The organism is Methylocaldum sp. GT1BB (assembly GCF_051027545.1).
Lineage (GTDB): Bacteria > Pseudomonadota > Gammaproteobacteria > Methylococcales > Methylococcaceae > Methylocaldum.
In genome coordinates this window covers 591,076-609,732 of record NZ_CP194902.1, presented here as the reverse complement: position 1 = coordinate 609,732, position 18,657 = coordinate 591,076, and the positions used below count along the sequence as shown (strand labels likewise).

17 protein-coding genes are annotated in these 18,657 nt (G+C 58.1%); 13 read left to right on the top strand and 4 right to left on the bottom strand.

The features are described from left to right. Window positions 1–117: 117 nt before the first annotated feature. The 3 genes from ACR2TX_RS03990 to purD are packed head-to-tail and all read left to right on the top strand — an operon-like array spanning window position 118 to window position 2,574. On the top strand, window positions 118–633 hold the full coding sequence (locus tag ACR2TX_RS03990; protein WP_077730274.1) for a hypothetical protein: 516 nt from the start codon (window positions 118–120) through the stop codon (window positions 631–633). Continuing rightward, window positions 633–1,292 (top strand): MarC family protein, encoded by a 660-nt coding sequence (locus ACR2TX_RS03985; RefSeq protein WP_077730275.1) that lies wholly within the window; start codon window positions 633–635, stop codon window positions 1,290–1,292. Before ACR2TX_RS03990 ends, ACR2TX_RS03985 begins: the two co-directional genes overlap by 1 nt. Window positions 1,293–1,296: 4 nt before the next feature. Next, entirely contained in the window at window positions 1,297–2,574 is a 1,278-nt protein-coding gene (gene purD / locus ACR2TX_RS03980) for a phosphoribosylamine--glycine ligase (RefSeq protein WP_434131270.1), read from the top strand. A 19-nt stretch (window positions 2,575–2,593) separates the two neighbouring features. On the opposite strand, the gene ACR2TX_RS03975 is transcribed toward purD, so the two are convergent. Beyond that, window positions 2,594–3,283, bottom strand: coding sequence for a hypothetical protein (locus ACR2TX_RS03975; protein WP_240502504.1), 690 nt, complete (start codon window positions 3,281–3,283; stop codon window positions 2,594–2,596). A gap of 199 nt (window positions 3,284–3,482) precedes the next feature. Between ACR2TX_RS03975 and ACR2TX_RS03970 the strand changes: the two genes are divergently transcribed. The 3 genes from ACR2TX_RS03970 (at window position 3,483) to ACR2TX_RS03960 (ending at window position 6,277) form a co-directional block, all read left to right on the top strand. Next, window positions 3,483–4,487, top strand: a complete 1,005-nt coding sequence (locus tag ACR2TX_RS03970) for an AAA family ATPase (RefSeq protein ID WP_077730278.1) — start codon at window positions 3,483–3,485, stop codon at window positions 4,485–4,487. A 138-nt stretch (window positions 4,488–4,625) separates the two neighbouring features. After that, window positions 4,626–5,267, top strand: a complete 642-nt coding sequence (gene pyrE / locus ACR2TX_RS03965; protein ID WP_077730279.1) for an orotate phosphoribosyltransferase — start codon at window positions 4,626–4,628, stop codon at window positions 5,265–5,267. Next, window positions 5,264–6,277: a DUF4124 domain-containing protein gene (locus ACR2TX_RS03960; protein WP_077730280.1), complete on the top strand. Its 1,014-nt coding sequence runs from the start codon at window positions 5,264–5,266 to the stop codon at window positions 6,275–6,277. The genes pyrE and ACR2TX_RS03960 overlap by 4 nt, the downstream gene beginning before the upstream one ends. 177 nt (window positions 6,278–6,454) lie before the next feature. On the opposite strand, the gene argB is transcribed toward ACR2TX_RS03960, so the two are convergent. Genes argB through coaBC form a run of 3 tightly spaced genes read right to left on the bottom strand, consistent with a single transcriptional unit; the run spans window position 6,455 to window position 9,072 of the window. Continuing rightward, window positions 6,455–7,372: an acetylglutamate kinase gene (argB, locus tag ACR2TX_RS03955; protein ID WP_434131266.1), complete on the bottom strand. Its 918-nt coding sequence runs from the start codon at window positions 7,370–7,372 to the stop codon at window positions 6,455–6,457. A 55-nt stretch (window positions 7,373–7,427) separates the two neighbouring features. After that, window positions 7,428–7,883: a dUTP diphosphatase gene (gene dut, locus ACR2TX_RS03950; protein ID WP_077730282.1), complete on the bottom strand. Its 456-nt coding sequence runs from the start codon at window positions 7,881–7,883 to the stop codon at window positions 7,428–7,430. Next, window positions 7,852–9,072, bottom strand: coding sequence for a bifunctional phosphopantothenoylcysteine decarboxylase/phosphopantothenate--cysteine ligase CoaBC (gene coaBC, locus ACR2TX_RS03945; RefSeq protein ID WP_077730283.1), 1,221 nt, complete (start codon window positions 9,070–9,072; stop codon window positions 7,852–7,854). The genes dut and coaBC overlap by 32 nt, the downstream gene beginning before the upstream one ends. Window positions 9,073–9,184: 112 nt before the next feature. Here coaBC and radC point away from each other — a divergent pair, with 112 nt between their 5' ends. The 7 genes from radC (at window position 9,185) to ACR2TX_RS03910 (ending at window position 18,634) form a co-directional block, all read left to right on the top strand. Continuing rightward, complete coding sequence (gene radC, locus ACR2TX_RS03940; protein WP_077730284.1) at window positions 9,185–9,859, top strand: RadC family protein; 675 nt, start codon at window positions 9,185–9,187, stop codon at window positions 9,857–9,859. A gap of 35 nt (window positions 9,860–9,894) precedes the next feature. Continuing rightward, on the top strand, window positions 9,895–10,578 hold the full coding sequence (locus ACR2TX_RS03935) for a class I SAM-dependent methyltransferase (protein ID WP_077730310.1): 684 nt from the start codon (window positions 9,895–9,897) through the stop codon (window positions 10,576–10,578). A gap of 431 nt (window positions 10,579–11,009) precedes the next feature. Further along, a complete protein-coding gene (locus ACR2TX_RS03930; RefSeq protein WP_086133165.1) occupies window positions 11,010–12,272 on the top strand; it encodes a 6-phosphofructokinase in 1,263 nt (420 codons plus the stop codon). 59 nt (window positions 12,273–12,331) lie between these two features. Beyond that, entirely contained in the window at window positions 12,332–14,464 is a 2,133-nt protein-coding gene (locus tag ACR2TX_RS03925) for a sodium-translocating pyrophosphatase (protein WP_347257493.1), read from the top strand. A 138-nt stretch (window positions 14,465–14,602) separates the two neighbouring features. Next, complete coding sequence (gene gcvT, locus ACR2TX_RS03920; protein ID WP_077730286.1) at window positions 14,603–15,703, top strand: glycine cleavage system aminomethyltransferase GcvT; 1,101 nt, start codon at window positions 14,603–14,605, stop codon at window positions 15,701–15,703. A 112-nt stretch (window positions 15,704–15,815) separates the two neighbouring features. After that, the gene (locus ACR2TX_RS03915) at window positions 15,816–17,225 is read left to right on the top strand and encodes an HDOD domain-containing protein (RefSeq protein ID WP_077730287.1); all 1,410 of its coding nucleotides are present in this window, start codon (window positions 15,816–15,818) and stop codon (window positions 17,223–17,225) included. A gap of 44 nt (window positions 17,226–17,269) precedes the next feature. Continuing rightward, complete coding sequence (locus ACR2TX_RS03910) at window positions 17,270–18,634, top strand: HDOD domain-containing protein (protein WP_077730288.1); 1,365 nt, start codon at window positions 17,270–17,272, stop codon at window positions 18,632–18,634. Window positions 18,635–18,657: the final 23 nt, after the last annotated feature.

The following is an 18,657-nucleotide window of genomic DNA, read 5'->3' as shown; positions in this document are numbered from 1 at the left end:
TTCGAATCCGCCGTAGTATCCGATCGTGTAGAGATGCCGCAGGGACATCTACCGGGGAGAAGGTCGGCGTTTACGGAATCCAAGAGTTCATTTGACTTATGCAAGGGATGAGAAGATATGCAGCCGGAGAAGCAGAGAGTTTCGATTGTTCGATGGGCCCGGTGGGCCATAGTCATTGCTGTCGCGTTGGTCGTATTGATCGTGGCCGCCTTGTTTATCGTGGGCAGAAAACCGCCTACCGAAGAGGTTATCCCGCCGGTTCCGCCGGCGCCTCAGGAGCCCGGTAGAGCACCGATTCCGGAGCCGCAAGTAGAGGTTCCGGCTGCGGTCGAAATTTCCATCGCGGGACAGGGCGGGCCTGGTTGCGAAGCCGAGAAGAATGCACACGAAGTGATCGTCAAGGAAATGGGCGGGAAGGATATTTTCGACGCTTACGAAAAAGGCGTGTTGCTGACCGACGAGGAAGGCGTGACGAATAAGTATTACTTGGATGTCGATGGCGTGCCGGAAGACAAGAAGTCCCAACTGCCGGTCCTGTTCGCAACGGGAAACCATCTGAAAGTGCGATATGTGATTTGCGGGAGCGGAGGACTTCGGTTTCTGACGTCCGTACAGGCGCAGCCGAACGGTTGATGGAAGAAGGCTTGTTTCAGTTTGCGCTAACGGCTTTTCTGACTTTGGCCGTGGTCGTTGATCCGCCCGGCGCGGCACCGATGTTTATCGCTTTGACCCGCGGACTGGGAAAAAGCGAGCGGCGCAAGACCTTGAGCCGCGCTTTGCTCATCGCTTTCGGCGTAACGGTTTTTTTTCTGCTGGCCGGCAAATATCTGCTCGCGCATCTCGGGGTTACCGTGCACGCGTTCGCGATCAGCGGAGGCATTCTCCTTTTCGTGACCGCAATGCCCATGCTGTTCGGGCAGCGTGCCGGCCTTCAGGCGCCTAAAGTCGAGGAAAAGCGCACGGCAGGCGAAGACATCGCGATTTTCCCGCTCGCAATACCCTTGCTTTCCGGGCCCGGCACCATTACCGCCGTTCTGCTGCTAGCCAATAGAGCCGGTACGGATACCCGTCGCATGAGCGTGCTTGCCGGCGTCATCGCCGCAATTTATCTGATCACGTGGTTGCTGTTGTACGTCAGCGAAATCGTTACGGGATACCTCGGCGAAAGCAAGGTGCATATCATTACCCGCGTCCTTGGCATCGTGCTTGCGGCGCTTGCGGCGCAATTCGTTCTCAACGGCATCGCGGGTTTTTACCATTCTTTGATCCATCCTTTAAATCAACTGCAATAAAACCATGAAAGTACTGATAGTCGGCGGCGGCGGACGTGAGCACGCTTTAGCCTGGAAAGCAGCGCAGTCTCCCAAAGTGGAGACGGTTTTCGTCGCACCCGGCAATGCCGGAACGCTTGCCGAACCGAAAGTGGAGAATCGTCCGATTGCGGCCGAGGATATTCCGGGCTTGTTGGCATTCGCTAAGGAGCGGGCCATCGATCTTACGATCGTCGGTCCCGAAGCTCCGTTGGTGGCCGGCATCGTGGACGAATTCCGCGCGGCGGGGCTCAAGTGCTTCGGCCCCACTCGGCTTGCCGCGCAGCTTGAGGGCTCCAAGGCATTCTGTAAGGATTTTCTGGCTCGCCACGGTATTCCGACCGCCGAATACCAAACGTTTACGGCGGTCGACGAGGCGGTCGCCTATATCCGGCGAAAAGGTGCGCCGATCGTGATCAAGGCGGACGGATTGGCCGCCGGCAAGGGTGTGGTCATCGCTCAGTCGGAACACGAGGCGGTAGATGCCGTAACCGACATGTTGTCGGGCAATGCCTTCGGTTCTGCGGGCCATAGAGTCGTGGTCGAGGAATTCCTGAGGGGCGAGGAAGCCAGCTTCATCGTCATGGCCAACGGGCTGGACGTCCTGCCCATGGCGACGTCCCAGGATCACAAGGCGCGGGACGACGGAGACAAAGGCCCCAATACCGGCGGTATGGGCGCTTATTCGCCGGCCCCGGTGGTGACGCCGGAAATCCATGATCGCATCATGAAGGAAGTGATCGAGCCCACGCTGCGCGGAATGGCGGCGGACGGCATCCCTTACTCCGGCTTTCTTTATGCCGGGGTGATGATCACGCCGGACGGCACGCCCAAGGTGCTCGAGTTCAACTGCCGTTTCGGCGACCCCGAAACCCAGCCGATCATGATGCGGCTCAAGAGCAATCTGGTCGATCTGTGTCTTGGCGCAGTGGAAGGACGCTTGAGCCGGGTTAGTGCCGAATGGGACGAGCGCGCCTCGTTGGGCGTCGTATTGGCGGCGGGCGGATACCCCTTCGACTATGCCAAGGGCGACGAAATCCAAGGTTTGCCGGAGAAGGCGAGTGCGGATACCAAAGTCTTTCATGCCGGTACGGCGCGGTCGGACGGCAAGATCGTTACGGCCGGAGGACGCGTGCTCTGTGTGTGCGCCTTGGGCGAATCCGTTCTGGAAGCTCAGCGGAAAGCGTATGAACAGGTGCGAGAAATCCGCTGGGAAAACATGTATTACCGCACCGACATCGGCTACCGGGCTATAGGCCGCTGACCGGGCTGAAGATGGGCGATCAGCGCGGCGCGGTTTTTAGCGGCAGGTTCACGACCTGCGGATAACCGTCGAGTTCGAGCCCGATGCGCAGGATTTTGGCGCTTCGGGCTTCTTCTTTTCCGGGAAAAAACAGATAGCCGTAAGCCAGTTCCCCTGGTCGTAATCGCTGGTTGCGCAGCGATTTTCCGATCAAATCCCGGCGTATGCGGTCTTCCAGGTCTTGCGAGTCTTGTCCTCCGCCGACGATTGCTCCGACACCGGCGCCCGCGGCGGCGTGTTCGGGCAGATTGTTGCTGAGTCCGTCGCCAAACCCGCCGTACAAGATCATCCCGATAGCGAACGAGGTCAGCGCACCGGCACCGGCGCCCCATGCGGCGCCTCGCGCCGCATTGCCCATCAGGGTGCCGAACTGCATGGCACTCGCCACGCGGTTATGGGCTTGCTCGCCGGTCAGCAGCGGCCACGCCTGGGCATCCTGATCGATCAGAAACGTTTGCTGCGGGTTGACCCTGACGACGCTCGCGCTTTGATTATCGATGAGGAGACGTACCGGGAGTAGTCCGGCTTTGCGTATGTCGAATCCGAACGCTTGCTCTGCCTGTTCGGGATCAGCGTAAGCTTCTGCCGCCACACGAGCGCCCTCCACGTCCACGTGATCGCGGTTCGACGAGGGCAGCGGCACGGGAGGAATGCGGTTCTCATAGGTCATACAGGAAACCAGCAGGGCGCACATCAATAAAAGCGCGCGTCGGCCGGCCGGGAGGAAAATCGGTAGTGTCGGAGATTGTTTCATTTTCTGAGAGGCCGGATCGGAGCAATCCGCGCGCTGCGGGACGATGACTTCAATTATAATCCATCGTTTTGAAGCGCCTGCGAATCGACTCACTCAAGAGGGATATACGTTACTCATGTTTCAAGAGAACGAAATTTCCGAAAGGACTTTATCGCCCGCTCAACAGGATGTGCAACGGCTCTTCCAGTTTGTGGCGGCCCAGGTAATCGGACAGGATACTCTGATCGAGCGGATGCTGATCGCGCTGCTCGCGGATGGGCACATTCTCGTGGAAGGTGCGCCCGGCCTTGCCAAGACTCGGGCGATCAACGTGCTGAGCCGGGCCGTCGAGGGCGATTTTCACCGCATTCAATTTACCCCGGACTTGCTGCCGGCCGATCTGACCGGCACCGAGATCTATCGTCCTCAGGACGGTTCGTTCCATTTTCAGCCCGGACCGTTGTTCCATAATTTGGTGCTGGCCGACGAGATCAACCGTTCGCCGGCCAAGGTGCAGTCGTCCCTGCTCGAAGCGATGGCGGAACGCCAGATTACCGTCGGTCGCGTGACCTACAAGCTGCCGGATCTGTTCATGGTGATGGCGACACAAAATCCCATCGAACAGGAAGGAACGTATCCGCTGCCCGAGGCGCAGTTGGACCGTTTCATGCTGTATATCCGGATCGGTTATCCCGAAGCCCAGTACGAGCGCGCGATTCTGCGGCTGGTGCGGGAAGAATCCCGGCGCGGACGTGCCGCCTCGGAGGCGGAGTTCAAGTCCGTCAGCCAAGAGACCTTGTTTACGGCGCGGCAAGAAGTGCTCGATCTCTATATGGCCGATACCCTGGAGGAATATCTGCTGCAACTGGTGCTGAGTACCCGCAACCCCGGAGCTTACGGCAAGGAACTCGAACGCTGGCTGCAATACGGCGCGAGTCCCCGCGCCAGCATAGCCCTGGACCGGTGCGCCCGTGCCCGAGCCTGGCTGTACGGACGCGATTACGTGACGCCCGAGGACATTCAATCCATTGCTCCGGACGTGCTGCGCCATCGCTTGATCTTGAGCTATGAGGCGGAAGCGGAAGGCGTGTCGTCGGACCGCGTTGTCCAGGAGCTGCTTCGCCGGGTAGCCGTGCCTTAACCGGGCCGCTTGCGCCGATGTGCTAAAGTTCAATAAGCACATCAGACCCTTTTCGTCGGCGAAGCGGTGCGAAATCATCGTCGCTACTCGCTCGCCGGCGGCTTTAGAAAACGAGATTACAGAGATATAGCCCGATACATGCAGCCATTCCAAGCGGAATTTATCGAATACGCACTCCAATGCGGCGTCTTGCGCTTCGGTGATTTCACCCTGAAGTCCGGTCGGCACAGTCCGTATTTCTTCAATACCGGGCTCTTTGATACCGGAGCCCGTCTGGCAAAGCTCGGCGAGTTCTATGCTAAGACCATGTTGCACGAGGGCATCAAGGCCGATGTCTTGTACGGCCCGGCTTATAAAGGTATCCCCCTGGTTTGCGCCGCGGCCATGGCCCTGGCCCGGGAAACCGGGGAGGAAGTCCCGTTCGCCTTCAATCGCAAGGAGGCCAAGGATCACGGCGAGGGCGGTTCGCTCGTGGGAGCGCCGCTTACAGGTTCGGTGCTGATCGTCGACGACGTGATTACGGCTGGTACCTCGGTGAGGGAGTCGGTGGACATCATCCGGGCTGCCGGGGCGGTACCAAGCGGCGTTCTGATCACCCTGGATCGGCAGGAAAAGGGACGGGGCGAGCTTTCCGCGGTGCAGGAAGTCGCCAATCAGTTTCAGTTGCCGGTTTATTCCATCGTCACGCTGCGCAATATTCTCGAATTTCTTCAGAAGGCCAATCGTCGCACGGACGTTGAAGCGATTCGGGAATACCAGTCCCGATTCGGCGTGTTATGACACCTCTAACCGGTTTTCGCGTTGCCTGGATCACGTTTGCCGTCGCCGTTTATGGGGCGGGCAGCGATGCCGCGACTTACCGGTGGGTCGACGAAAAAGGCGCCGTGCATTACTCCGACCGGGTTCCGCCCGAGGAGGCCAAGCACCGCCGCTCCAAGCTCGATGCCCAAGGGCATGAGGTGGAAGTGCTCGAGGGGGCCAAGTCGCCGGAGCAAATCGAGGGCGAAAACCGACTCAAGCAGTTGCGTCTCGACCAGGAGCGGATTTTGGCCGGGCAACGCGATCGAGACTTGGCGCTGCTCAGAACCTACCGCAGCGAGGAAGAGATCAACCTGGCCTTGCAAGGAAAATTGAACATGCTGGATTCCTTGATCAAGGTGACCGAAGCCAATAAACAGCGCCAACAGGCGTTATTGGACGGACAGGAAAAGCGCGCCGCAGATCTGGAGAAAAAAGGTCAGGCGATTCCGAAAAATCTACGCGACACAATGGAAGCGGCACGACGACAGATCGCCGGTCACGAGGCGAAAATAAAGCGCATCGAAGCCGAAAAAGCCTCAATTTCGGATAGCTTTGCCAAGGACATCGCCCGCTTCAAAGCGATCAACGACCCGAAGCGCGGCTTGAGATGGCATCAAACCTGGATCGAGTCGCCGAATAGCGCGGATAAGTCCGATACCGGGAACATCATCGTCAGCGCTGTTTCCTGCTCAGCGGGAGCGATGTGCGACAAGGCGTGGAGCCTTGCGCGAGCTTACCTGCTCGAACATACCGATACGCCGTTATCCATCGATAACGACAAAATCCTGCAAACGGCGGCTCCCCGTGACGAGCGGGAGTTCACTACAACCGTTACCCGCATCACCCGCAAAACCGAGAACGTCATTTTTCTCGACATACGGTGCCGGCCGTCGACAGTCGGCGAAACGCTTTGCGCAAGCCCCGAAGTTCGCCAGATCCGTGCCGGTTTCAAGCCTTACGTAGAGGCCGGTTTGGCCGGTCCTGGGTGAGTTTCGTGAGCGGGCACCTCGAAAAACTTCGAGGTGCTCGTACGGGGCAGTGATGCCCCGTCGTTTTCGGCCGCGTAAGCGGCTGAAAACGTAAGCCAAGCCGAAACCGCGTTTGGGCTTGGCGAAGAGAAAAACCGCCGGGAAGGCGGTTTTTCGAGGTTTCAAGCGCCGGTTCCGTTAGCGACGCATCAGGAGCGTGCCGATCCCCTGATCGGTGAAAAGCTCCAACAGCACGGCGTGGTCGATCCGTCCGTCGATGATGTGAACGCTGGCGACGCCGCCTTTGAGAGCGTCCGTGGCGCAGCGCACCTTCGGGATCATGCCGGAGGTAATGGTGCCGTCCGAGATCAAATCATCCACTTCGGACAGGGATAGCCCGGTCAATAGACTTCCTTCCTTGTCCAGAATGCCCTTGGTGTTGGTTAAAAGTATCAGCTTTTCGGCTTTCAAGACCTCCGCCATTTTGCCCGCCACCAAGTCGGCATTGATGTTGTAGGAAAAACCGTCGGCACCGACGCCGATCGGTGCGATGACCGGGATGAAATCGCCCTGTACCAGCATGTCCACCACGGACGGGTCGATGCTCTCGACCTCGCCGACATGGCCCAGATCGATGATCTCGGGTTCCTCGGTTTCCTCGGTTTCCGGAGAACGTTGCTTGACCACGATCTTGCGGGCACGCACTAAGTCGCCGTCCTTGCCGCTCAGTCCGACCGCCGAACCGCCATGCCGGTTGATCAAATTGACGATTTCCTTGTTGACCAGGCCGCCGAGCACCATTTCGACTACATCCATGGTTTCGGCATCGGTCACCCGCATGCCTTGCACGAATTCGCTGGTCTTGCCCAAACGTTGCAGCAGATTGCCGATTTGGGGGCCGCCGCCGTGGACGACGACCGGATTGATGCCGACGAGCTTCAGCAACACGATGTCCCGGGCGAAGCTGTTCTTGAGCCGTTCCTCGGTCATGGCATTGCCGCCGTACTTGACGACTACGGTCTTGCCTTTGAAGTGCCGGATGTAAGGCAGCGCTTCGATCAGGACGTGCGCGATGTGGGTTGCGGAGTTGATTTCGATGGACTCTTGCTTTTTCACGGATGACTCCAGGAGAGTGGGGCGGAAGCACGCTGTTCCGCCGGATGTCTGAATCCTATTGATGCCCCGTATGTCCGAAGCCCCCAGCGCCTCTTCGGCTGGTTTCGAAGTCATCGACCCGTTCGAATTCCACCTGCACTACCGGCACGAACACCATCTGCGCAACACGGTCGCCGATCTGGATTTCGAAGGATTCGGTTCCCCGGTTCCAGCAGGAGACGAAAACCTGGCCCTGGTAATCGGAATCGATCAGGCCGACCAAATTGCCGAGCACGATGCCGTGCTTGTGTCCGAGTCCCGAGCGCGGCAACAGTACGGCGGCGAGATTGGGGTCTTCGATGTGGATGGCGAGCCCCGTCGGAATCAGTTTGGATTCGCCCGGTTCGAGCCGTAGCGGTTCGTCGAGGCAGGCCCTAAGATCCAGCCCGGCCGCGCCGGAGGTGGCGTAATGGGGCAGGGGAATCTCGCTCCCGAGGCGCTTATCGAGAATCTTTAACTGAATTTTGCGCATGATAACGTTCGGCAATGAGTCGTATGAGTTGTTCGGCAATGGTTTTCTTCGGAGCTAGCGGCAAATAGGTATGACCGCCGTTCCAGCAAACGAAGAGCGCGTTGTCGTCGTTTTCGAATCCGCCTTTGTCACGCCCGACCCAGTTGGCGGCCACCATGTCCAGCGATTTGGCCGCCAGCTTGTGCCGGGCATAGTCTTCGAGTTTATCGGTCTCGGCGGCGAAGCCCACGGTGAACGGGCGTTTCGGCGAGGCGCTGACGGCGCTCAGTATGTCCTGGGTCTTGCGCAGTGTCAGAACCATCTCCGACTGGTTTTTCTTGATTTTTTGGTTCGCTGTGGTTTCCGGGGAATAGTCAGCCACCGCCGCGGCGCCGATATAGATATTGGCGGACGGGACCTTGTCCATGACGCAGCGGTACATGTCCGCGGCGCTCTCGACCCATGAGACCTCGTGTACGTTCGGGACCTTCAGGGCCGTGGGGCCGGTCACCAGACTGACCTTCGCGCCAGCCCGCCCGGCGGCCTCCGCAAGCGCGTAGCCCATCTTGCCCGAGCTTCGGTTGCTGATGTAACGCACCGGATCAATCGGTTCGCGGGTAGGGCCAGCGCTGATCAGGACCGACAGTCCGGCCAGAACCCCGCCTCCGAAGAAGCTTTCCAACTCCTCCAAAATCCGTTGCGGTTCTAAGAGCCGGCCCATGCCGACCTCGCCGCAGGCCTGATCGCCTTCCGCCGGCCCGAGTATTCGAACGCCCCGGTCGGACAGGCGGCGGACGTTCTCTTGGGTCGCCGGGTTGTCCCACATGGCCTGGTTCATGGCGGGGGCGAAGGCGATCGGGGCGCGGGTTGCCAGGCACACCGTCGACAAAAGATCGTCGCCGAGTCCGATCCGGAGCTTGGCAATGAAATCGGCCGTGGCCGGCGCGATCAGCACCAGATCCGCCCACCGGGCCAGGCTGATATGCCCCATGGCCGATTCCTCGCCGGTATCGAGCAACTCGGTATGCACCGGATTGCCAGAAAGCGCCTGAAACGTCAGCGGAGAGACGAAAGCCGTCGCTGCATGGGTCATGACGACCCGTACCGAGGCGCCGGCATTACGCAAAAGTCTGGTCAGTTCGGCAGCTTTGTAGGCGGCGATACCGCCCGTAACACCCAAAACGATGTTTTTACCGGTGAGATAGGTCAATGTTGGCTGGTTTCGATAAGAGGTTGAGCCGCCGCATTATGGCAAGTTTGCGTTACGGCTTCTATGCTTTGCTGCGATTCGGTTTGAAACACTTTATTGGACGGGGGGAGCTATGCCCATCACGGATTGGCCCGACGACGAAAGACCGCGGGAAAAGCTGCTTCAAAAAGGACCGCTGGCGTTGTCGGATGCGGAGCTGCTGGCGATTTTCCTGCGCACGGGGGTCAAAGGCAAGACTGCGGTGGATCTGTCTCGCGAACTGCTCAACGAGTTCGGCTCGCTGAGGGCATTGCTGGAAAGCGACTTCGAACGGTTCAGCCGCAGCCGCGGGCTCGGGACGGCCAAATATGCCTTGCTTCAGGCCGTGCTCGAAATGGCCCGAAGACATCTCAAGGAGACGCTCCGGCGCGGAAGCGCGCTAACCAGTCCCGACCTGACCCGCCGCTATCTCGCCGCGCAGTTGCGCAGCCATCCTCACGAGGTATTCGCGGCTCTCTTTCTCGACAATCAGCACCGGATCATCGAATTTGAAGAACTGTTCCGGGGCACCATAGATGGAGCCAGCGTCTATCCTAGGGAAGTGGTTAAAAAGGCCTTGTCCTTCAATGCCGCGGCCGTGATATTCGCCCACAACCATCCTTCGGGCATCGCCGAACCCAGCGAGGCCGACAAGCACATCACGCACAGGCTCAAGCAAGCCTTGTCGCTCATCGATATACGCGTGCTCGATCATTTCATCGTTGGTGACGGGGAAGCCTATTCTTTCGCTGAGCACGGGTTGATATAGTGCGTTGCTAAGCGATCTTGTCGATGGAGCCGAACATGCAGCGTGTACCCGAGCCGGAATTGATGGACGAGGAAGATCAGGCCCGTGCCTATGCGGAAGCGGATTTTTCCGAGCCGCACGATCATTTCGTCTCCCTGTTTCGATCCGCGTTTCCGGACGACACGCTGGCCGGCGCAGTTCTCGACTTAGGCTGCGGTTCGGCCGACGTAACCGTGCGTTTCGCCCGCGCCTTTCCGAATTGCCGGATCGACGGCGTGGACGGCGCCGAAGCCATGCTCGAGTTCGGCCGTAAAGCCGTTCGCTCGGCAGGCTTGGAGCAGCGTATCCGGCTGATCAGAGCCTATCTTCCCGATGCCACCTTACCGCTGACGTCTTACGATGCGGTGATCTCGAATTCGCTGCTCCATCACCTGGCCGATCCCATGGTGTTATGGGCGTCCGTGAAGCGGTGGGGAAAATCCGGCGCGCCGATTTTTATTATGGACCTGCTGCGGCCCGAGAGCGAAGAGCAGCTAAACGAACTGGTCCGGCAGTATGCGGCCGACGCGCCGGAGGTGCTGAAACGGGATTTCTCGAACTCCCTTCGTGCGGCTTACCGGCCGGATGAAATCCGCGCGCAATTGGAGAAAGCCGGCCTAGCCGATTTTGCCGTCACTATCGTCAGCGATCGTCATCTCGTCGTGTCGGGCCGACTTTCTTTGCTGGAAACCCAGCGTTAAGCGGGTGACCGAGGCCGCTTTCATGGCCGAATAGAGTCAGTTCTTGCACGACGCATTTGTCGCGTTGACTCGAGGACCGCCGCCGATTCTGTCGTTGCTCCGGACTCCGGGCAAGACGCTCAGCACATTGTCGCCCGTGCCGCCTTAATGGCTCGGCGACACGGATCACCCTTATGCCGCATCTGTGTAAACATCTCAGACGCGGCGAATCGTCCCGGCGCATTGCTCGGCGTGTCACGGGAGGAGGCGCAGTAGAAAGGCTAAAGACAACATCGGACGCTGTGGAAAACAATCATCGTATCTGGCTGTCAATTCCAATATAGCCGTATGGTGCAAATACCCTTGGCGGTTAGCCTAAGCGCCTTGTACTGCAAGGGTAATTGTTCTAATGTAGGCTTTTTATTAGGACTTTAGAACGATAAAGGGCGGCCATGGCCATTCGGAATGCATTTTATGCCCAATCCGGCGGTGTAACCGCCGTCATTAACGCATCGGCATGCGGTGTGATCGAAACCGCGCGGCGGCACCGTAATCATATTGGTAGTGTTTATGCCGGGCGGAATGGCATTATCGGTGCGTTGACCGAAGATCTTATCGACACGGCTCAGGAATCCGATCAAGCCATTGCCGGGCTGCGGCACACGCCGGGCGGCGCTTTCGGCTCCTGCCGCTACAAGCTGAAGGGACTCGAGGAGAGCAAGGCGCAATACGAACGGCTGATTGAAGTCTTCAAGGCCCACGACATCGGCTATTTCTTCTACAACGGCGGCGGCGATTCGGCCGATACCTGTCTGAAAGTGTCTCAGCTTTCGGAGAAGATGGGTTATCCATTGTGCGCCATTCATATTCCCAAGACAGTCGATAACGACCTGCCCATTACCGACAACTGTCCCGGTTTCGGTTCCGTAGCCAAGTACATTGCGGTTTCCACCCGTGAAGCGAGCTTCGACGTGGCCTCGATGGCGGCCACTTCAACCAAGATATTCGTGATCGAGGTCATGGGGCGCCATGCTGGCTGGATCGCTGCCGCCGGAGGATTGGCGGCCGATGCGGAACACGATATCCCGCTGGTGATCCTGTTTCCCGAAATTCCCTTCGATCAAACCGAGTTTCTGGCCGCGGTCGACGAGAGGGTCAAGCGTTACGGCTATTGCTCGGTAGTGGTCTCGGAAGGCGTAAAGGGGGCGGACGGCAAGTTTCTCGCCGATGCCGGTATCAAAGACGTTTTCGGCCACACCCAGCTTGGCGGTGTCGCCCCGGTCATTGCCGCTCTGATCAAGAGCTCGCTGGGCCACAGGTATCACTGGGCCGTGGCCGATTATCTGCAGCGCGCCGCCCGGCACATTGCTTCCAGAACCGATGTCGAACAGGCTTACGGCCTCGGTAAGGCCGCCGTCGAACTGGCTTTGGATGGCCGGAATGCGGTCATGCCCACGATCGATCGTATTTCCGATTCGCCCTATCGGTGGAAGATCGGTCACGCCGACTTGTCGGACGTGGCCAATGTGGAAAAGAAGATGCCGCGGGAATTCATTTCTCCAGACGGCTTTGGCATTACCGATGCTTGTCGCGCCTATTTGCTCCCTTTGATAGAGGGCGAAGATTACCCGCCGTACAAAGATGGCTTGCCGAATTACGTCGTGTTGAAAAATGCGTCGGTTCCCAAGAAGCTGACCAGCCAATTTGCAGTTTGATTTCCGAGTTCATGCCCCATGTGACGTAAAAACAAGAAAGCAAAAAAGAGGAGGAGAAAATGGCTTATTTACTCGTCGCCCGCGCGCAAGAGGGCGTCCGGTTAGTGCTGAATGACCGTCGCTGTAAAATGATCGCCGGTTTGGGACTCATCGAGTTCCTATACATCGGTTTCACAATCGGCTGGGGAGTGGCTTTCGCGTTCACGGCTGCGGTTGCCGCCCTGATCTACGGAATCCTTTCCATTGCCTGGATTAATATTCAATCGCCGGGCAATGAGCGCATGGTGGAAATTGCCTCCGCCATTCAGCAAGGCGCCAAAGCTTATCTGAACCGCCAGTACAAGACGATCGGTCTGGTCGGCGGGGTTCTCTTCCTCGTTATCGGTGTCGCCCTCGGGTGGGCTGTCGCCATCGGCTTTGCCGTCGGTGCGGTGCTGTCCGGCGTTGCCGGTTACATCGGCATGAACATCTCGGTGCGCTCCAATTCCCGCACTGCACAGGCCGCATATCAAGGCATGAATGCCGCTTTCACCGTGGCTTTCCGGGGCGGTGCCATCACCGGCCTGTTGGTGGTCGGATTGGGCCTTTTGGGTGTCGCCGGTTACTATGTGATCCTGAAAGCCTCCGGCGTCGACGATCCGTTGCACGCACTGGTGGGACTCGCCTTCGGTGGTTCTTTGATTTCCATCTTCGCCCGTTTGGGCGGCGGCATCTTTACCAAGGGCGCCGACGTGGGCGCCGATTTGGTGGGCAAGGTCGAGGCCGGGATTCCCGAGGACGATCCCCGAAATCCTGCGGTCATCGCCGACAACGTGGGCGACAACGTGGGCGATTGTGCCGGCATGGCCGCCGACTTGTTCGAGACCTACGCGGTGACGATCGTCGCCACCATGCTGCTGGCCAGCCTGCTCACCGCCGGGTCGGAGAACGCCATCGCTTATCCCTTGGTGCTCGGCGGAATTTCCATCATTGCATCCATTATCGGCACTTCTTTCGTGGAGGTTGCCGAGGGACGCAAGATCATGAGCGGCCTCTACAAAGGCGTCATCGTCTCCGGCGGCTTGTCCGCCCTGGCGTTCTATCCGGTCACTCTGGCATTGTTCGGTGGCGATGTTTCGTTTGCGGGCGAATCGATTTCGGCCCACAGCATCTATTTCTCCGCCCTCATCGGTCTTGTTCTTACAGGGGTGATGGTCGCCATCACCGAATACTACACGGCAACCGAATTCAAGCCGGTTCAGCATATCGCATCGGCGTCGACCACCGGGCACGCTACCAACATCATCGCGGGGCTTGGCATCTCCATGAAGTCGACGGCGGGCCCCGTTGTTGCCGTATGTGCCAGCATCTGGGGAGCCTACGAGCTGGCCGGTTTGTTCGGAATCGCCGTGGCGGCCACGGCAATGCTGTCCATGACCGGCATGATCGTGGCGCTGGACGCCTACGGTCCCATTACGGACAACGCCGGGGGCATCGCTGAGATGGCCGATTTGCCCGCCGAAATCCGTAACATCACCGATCCTCTCGATGCCGTCGGCAATACCACCAAAGCGGTAACCAAGGGGTACGCCATCGGCTCCGCAGGGCTTGCCGCGCTCGTGCTGTTCGCCGACTACACCCATAATTTGGGCGGCGGCATTACCTTCGACTTGTCGAACCACATGGTGGTCATCGGGCTTTTCATCGGCGGCTTGGTGCCTTATCTGTTCGGTGCTTTGGCCATGGAGGCCGTGGGCCGTGCCGCAGGCGGAATCGTTAACGAGGTTCGGCGGCAGTTCCGCGAGATTCCCGGCATCATGGACTATACAGCCAAGCCCGATTATTCGAAGGCGGTGGACATGCTGACCGTGGCCGCGATCAAGGAGATGATCGTGCCATCCCTGTTGCCCGTGGCGATACCCATTCTGGTGGGGTTGCTGCTCGGTAAGGAGGCATTGGGCGGCGTACTCATCGGTTCGATCATTACCGGGCTGTTCGTGGCCATTTCCATGACCACCGGAGGCGGTGCCTGGGATAACGCGAAAAAATATATAGAGGACGGCCATCACGGCGGCAAGGGGTCCGAAGCCCATAAGGCGGCGGTGACCGGCGATACCGTCGGCGACCCGTACAAGGACACGGCGGGCCCGGCCGTCAATCCGATGATCAAGATCATCAATATCGTGGCTCTTTTGATCATTCCGTTACTGTAAGTGACGCGACGATCCAGTTAAAGAGGCCGGCTTTGCCGGCCTCTTTGTTTCATGCATTTTTGATTCCTTTGTCTAGTCGGAATAGGCGAGCGATTAGGTCTAACCGAATATTCATTCGTTAATATCAGGTTTGAACCCATGGTGCGCAAAACAATCTTGAATGAGATCCACCGGCAGGCCGGCGGACGCATGGTGGAGTTCGCGGGTTGGGAGTTGCCGCTTCATTATGGTTCGCAACTGGAGGAGCATCACGCCGTGCGCCGGGATGCCGGTGTTTTCGATGTGTCGCACATGACCGTCATAGATCTCGACGGCGCGGATTGCGGGCGGTTTCTGAGAATGCTCCTGGCGAACGATGTCGATCGATTGAGCGGTCCCGGCAAGGCTCTGTATAGCTGCGTGCTTAACGAGAGCGGCGGGATACTGGATGACTTGACCGTTTTCCGCAGGGCAGGGGATCGGTTTCGGATTGTGAGCAATGCCGCTACTCGCGACAAGGTCATCTCTTGGATACAGCGGCAGGTCTCTGGATTCTCCGTGGGCGTCCTGCCCAGGCAGGATCTCGCGATTATCGCGGCGCAAGGGCCGGAAACGAGGCGCAAAGCGCGTGATGGCCTGCCTTCCGAATTGCATGTGGCCGTTATGTCCTTGGCGCCGTTCGAATTTGCCGAGGCTGGCGATTGGTTCATATCTTGCAGCGGATATACCGGCGAAGACGGTTTGGAAATCATCTTGCCTCAGGCCGATGCTGCTGCCCTGTGGGCAGTACTGATCGCTAACGGTTTTAGACCCTGCGGGCTTGGGGCGAGGGATACCTTGCGTCTTGAAGCCGGAATGCGGCTTTATGGATTGGACATGGACGAGACCGTAAGCCCTTTGGAATCCGGACTGGGTTGGACCGTGGCCTGGGAGCCGGTCGAGCGGCAGTTTATCGGTCGCAAGGCCTTGGAGGAGCAGCGGAAAATCGGGCAACTGCGCCGTTTTGTGGGACTCGTGTTGAACGATAAAGGCGTGCTGCGCCATGGGCAGAAGGTCGTCGTTCCGCCGTTTGGTGAAGGTGTTGTCACGAGCGGGATTTTCTCGCCTACACTGAATCGCTCGGTCGGCTTTGCTCGTCTGCCTCCCGGCAGCTATGAGCGTGCCTGGGTAGAGATTCGCGGCCAATCGAAAGAGGCGTGGATTACGCCGCCACGTTTTGTCAGGCAGGGGCACGCGGCTTTCGGCTTGGATCGAATTTAGCAGCTATTAAGCTAGTATTTATAGGGTGGTTAGCATGGGCTCGCCGAGTTGTATGTGAGGCGTGTCACATAAACGAAAATAATATTCCGCCTTGGAGTGTGAGCGGCTATAGATGAATACCCTCGTATTGGCAATCGGTATCCTCAGTCTCGGTGTGGCGGGCTGGCTCGGCTTCAAGTTGGTCGCCGCTAAAAGGACCGCTGCTCGTTCCGATATTCAGGATCCTTCGGATTCGTTTCTGTTGGACTCGCCCAGTGTCGAGCCCACGCTCATCCGAACCGAGCCGGTTCCTCCCGAAATTCTTAAGCGTTTGGCGCCGCTGGCAACACTGAGCGAGGAGGAACTGATCGCCTTCGCTTCCGGGCGCCTAATGGAGTTCTATCCGGCAGGTTCGACCGTGCTTCGTGGCTCTGAAATGCCCGAGACGGCAGTGTTTCTGCTTAAAGGCACGGTTATGGTCGGGCCGGAACGTGGCGGCAAGACGAAGGTGGATTCGGATAGCGATGCCGCACGCTTCCCGCTGAATCGCGACGGGCTGAGTTCGATTGCGGCGAATGCCTGGACGGACGTTTGGGTGCTGCGCGTGCCCGCAGTGATCTTGCGACAGTATGCGGAGAGATCGAGCGCCCGGACGATAGTTCCGCCCGATTTGACTCGATCGCCGCTTCCTCGTGAACTGGGTGGGAGCAATTTGTTTTATGTCTTCTGCCGTACCTTTCATAAAGGCAAGCTCGACTTGCCGGCTTTTCCGTCCGTGGCCTTCAAATTAAGGCAGGCCATGCGCGAGGAGATCGACTTCGTAAAGGCGACAAAAATCGTGCAGATGGATCCCGTACTTGCGACTAAGTTGGTGCAAGTGGCCAATTCTCCTCTCTATCTCACGGCCGAGCCGGTCAAGACGTGTCAGAGCGCCATTGCTCGGCTAGGTCTGGTGGCGACCCGCAACCTCATTTTCACCATGAGTATGAAAGGTCTCTTCAACGCGGGTAGTCCGCAGATCAGAAAACTCATGTTGGACGTGTGGAAGAGCAGCCTTCAACTGTCGGTGATTTCTTCCGTGCTGGCGGCGAGAACCGGTCAGGTCGATCCCGATAAAGCGCTGTTGGGCGGATTGATCGTTCGCATCGGCGCCATTCCTTTTCTGTCTTTTGCCGAAAAATTTCGGTCTGAGTATCACGGCTCGGCGGAACTCGAGGCAGCCCTGCCGATTATTCAAGGGCCGGTCGGCCAATATTTGCTCGCTAAGTGGGAGTTTGCCGACGAATATCTCGATCTTCCGATCATTGCCGAGCAATGGAACTACTCGTCGGGTACGGATCGGCTGGGTTTGGCCGATATCGTCCGGCTAGCGGCCTGGCACAGTTATGTCGGAACGCCCAAGATGGGAGATTTGCCCCCGATCACCGAATTACCCGCATACGCTAAGCTCAAAGATGCCACGCTGACTCCGGAGCAGTCGCTCAAGGTATTGTACGATGCCAAGGAGCAGATTGCCGAAACCTTGAGGGTATTCGGTCAGTAATGTATGTAACAGTTTTCGACAGTGTCCTGTGATAGAGTTGAGAAATGAGCTTGCTGACACGAATTTTCGGTTCTAGGAGGCAAACAGCCAGCCTCAAGACGCAAACACCGGTCGAGGACGGGGCGGACGCTTATCCGCAAGCTGCGAAAATCGTTCCTTCGTCACGGGAGGGGATGTCCATCAACTTGGACATCCTGAAAGAATTGTTTCCGATCCGCACCCTCAGCGAAGACGAATTGGACGCATTCGTTTTGGAGAGAAAGGCCGAGGTTTATGGACCCGGCACGATTCTGTTCAAGGCCGGGGAACCGATCGAATCGATTCATTACCTCTTGGGAGGGACGGTTCTGATGGATCTCGGTGACGGGAAAACTTACGAGATCAGTGCAAATACTGCCAAAGCGAGGTTTCCCTTGTGCTGCGGCAAGCAGTACAGCGCCACGGCGTACGCGCAGACCGAAATTCAGATATTGCGCGTCGCCAGCAAGATCATGAGTCGAGGCGTGGTCAGGTACGAATCGGCGCAAACTCTAATAGACTCCAACGATGAGCGGATTCCGGAAGCTGTTCGGGGAGGCCGGCTGTTTCAGGCTTTCGCCCAGTCTTACGGCGAGGAAGAACTGCGAATCCCCTCTTTGCCGGACGTGGCTTTCAAGCTAAGGCAGGCCATACAACACGATGTCGACATCCGTGAAGTCGTCAACATCGTTCAACTCGATCCCGCCGTTGCCGCCAAACTCGTTCACGTCGCCAATAGCCCTCTGTACTTGCCTGTTCGTCCGATCAATAATTGCCACGATGCAGTTTTGCGTTTGGGGCTGGCGGCGACCCGGAACCTGGTGACCAGCTTTTGTCTGAGGCAGGTTTTCCGTGGTCAAGACCCTTACATCAATCAAGCCCTTCACAGGCAGTGGGAAACGAGCATCAAGCTATCCAGCCTCTGTTATGTTTTAGCCGCCGAGAACGAAGGAGTGAGTGAAGAGGAAGCCTTGTTAGCCGGATTGGTTGCCGATATCGGCGTAGTGCCGTTTCTCTATTTTGCCGAAAAGTTTCCTCGCGAGTACTGGAGTCCGGACGAGATCGAGTCGGCGATGCCTCATATTCGGGGTCCGGTAGGGGCTTTCTTGCTGAAAAAGTGGGATTTTCCGGCCGATTTGATCGAAATCCCGATGCTGGCTGAAGAATGGTATCACGACAGCGGCAATGCCCTTGCTCTCAGCGATATCGTGATCTTATCCAGGCTGCATAGCTATATCGGTACGCGTCGCATGGCGGAGCTGCCGGCAATCAATTCCATTCCGGCATGCGCCAAACTCAAGGATAGTCGGTTGTCGCCGACCCATACCCTTAACGTCCTGCATGAAGCCAAGGAGAGGATCGATCGGACTATGAAGTTTTTCAAAACCTGACGTGGCCGTATTCCGTCCAACGT

What these genes read in the sequence shown, in the direction of transcription:
- ACR2TX_RS03990 (WP_077730274.1), top strand. Translation starts at nt 118, where the DNA reads ATGCAGCCGGAGAAGCAGAGAGTTTCGATTGTTCGATGGGCCCGGTGG.
- ACR2TX_RS03985 (WP_077730275.1), top strand. Translation starts at nt 633, where the DNA reads ATGGAAGAAGGCTTGTTTCAGTTTGCGCTAACGGCTTTTCTGACTTTG.
- purD (WP_434131270.1), top strand. Translation starts at nt 1,297, where the DNA reads ATGAAAGTACTGATAGTCGGCGGCGGCGGACGTGAGCACGCTTTAGCC.
- ACR2TX_RS03975 (WP_240502504.1), bottom strand. Translation starts at nt 3,283, where the DNA reads ATGACCTATGAGAACCGCATTCCTCCCGTGCCGCTGCCCTCGTCGAAC.
- ACR2TX_RS03970 (WP_077730278.1), top strand. Translation starts at nt 3,483, where the DNA reads ATGTTTCAAGAGAACGAAATTTCCGAAAGGACTTTATCGCCCGCTCAA.
- pyrE (WP_077730279.1), top strand. Translation starts at nt 4,626, where the DNA reads ATGCAGCCATTCCAAGCGGAATTTATCGAATACGCACTCCAATGCGGC.
- ACR2TX_RS03960 (WP_077730280.1), top strand. Translation starts at nt 5,264, where the DNA reads ATGACACCTCTAACCGGTTTTCGCGTTGCCTGGATCACGTTTGCCGTC.
- dut (WP_077730282.1), bottom strand. Translation starts at nt 7,883, where the DNA reads ATGCGCAAAATTCAGTTAAAGATTCTCGATAAGCGCCTCGGGAGCGAG.
- radC (WP_077730284.1), top strand. Translation starts at nt 9,185, where the DNA reads ATGCCCATCACGGATTGGCCCGACGACGAAAGACCGCGGGAAAAGCTG.
- ACR2TX_RS03935 (WP_077730310.1), top strand. Translation starts at nt 9,895, where the DNA reads ATGCAGCGTGTACCCGAGCCGGAATTGATGGACGAGGAAGATCAGGCC.
- ACR2TX_RS03930 (WP_086133165.1), top strand. Translation starts at nt 11,010, where the DNA reads ATGGCCATTCGGAATGCATTTTATGCCCAATCCGGCGGTGTAACCGCC.
- ACR2TX_RS03925 (WP_347257493.1), top strand. Translation starts at nt 12,332, where the DNA reads ATGGCTTATTTACTCGTCGCCCGCGCGCAAGAGGGCGTCCGGTTAGTG.
- gcvT (WP_077730286.1), top strand. Translation starts at nt 14,603, where the DNA reads ATGGTGCGCAAAACAATCTTGAATGAGATCCACCGGCAGGCCGGCGGA.
- ACR2TX_RS03915 (WP_077730287.1), top strand. Translation starts at nt 15,816, where the DNA reads ATGAATACCCTCGTATTGGCAATCGGTATCCTCAGTCTCGGTGTGGCG.
- ACR2TX_RS03910 (WP_077730288.1), top strand. Translation starts at nt 17,270, where the DNA reads ATGAGCTTGCTGACACGAATTTTCGGTTCTAGGAGGCAAACAGCCAGC.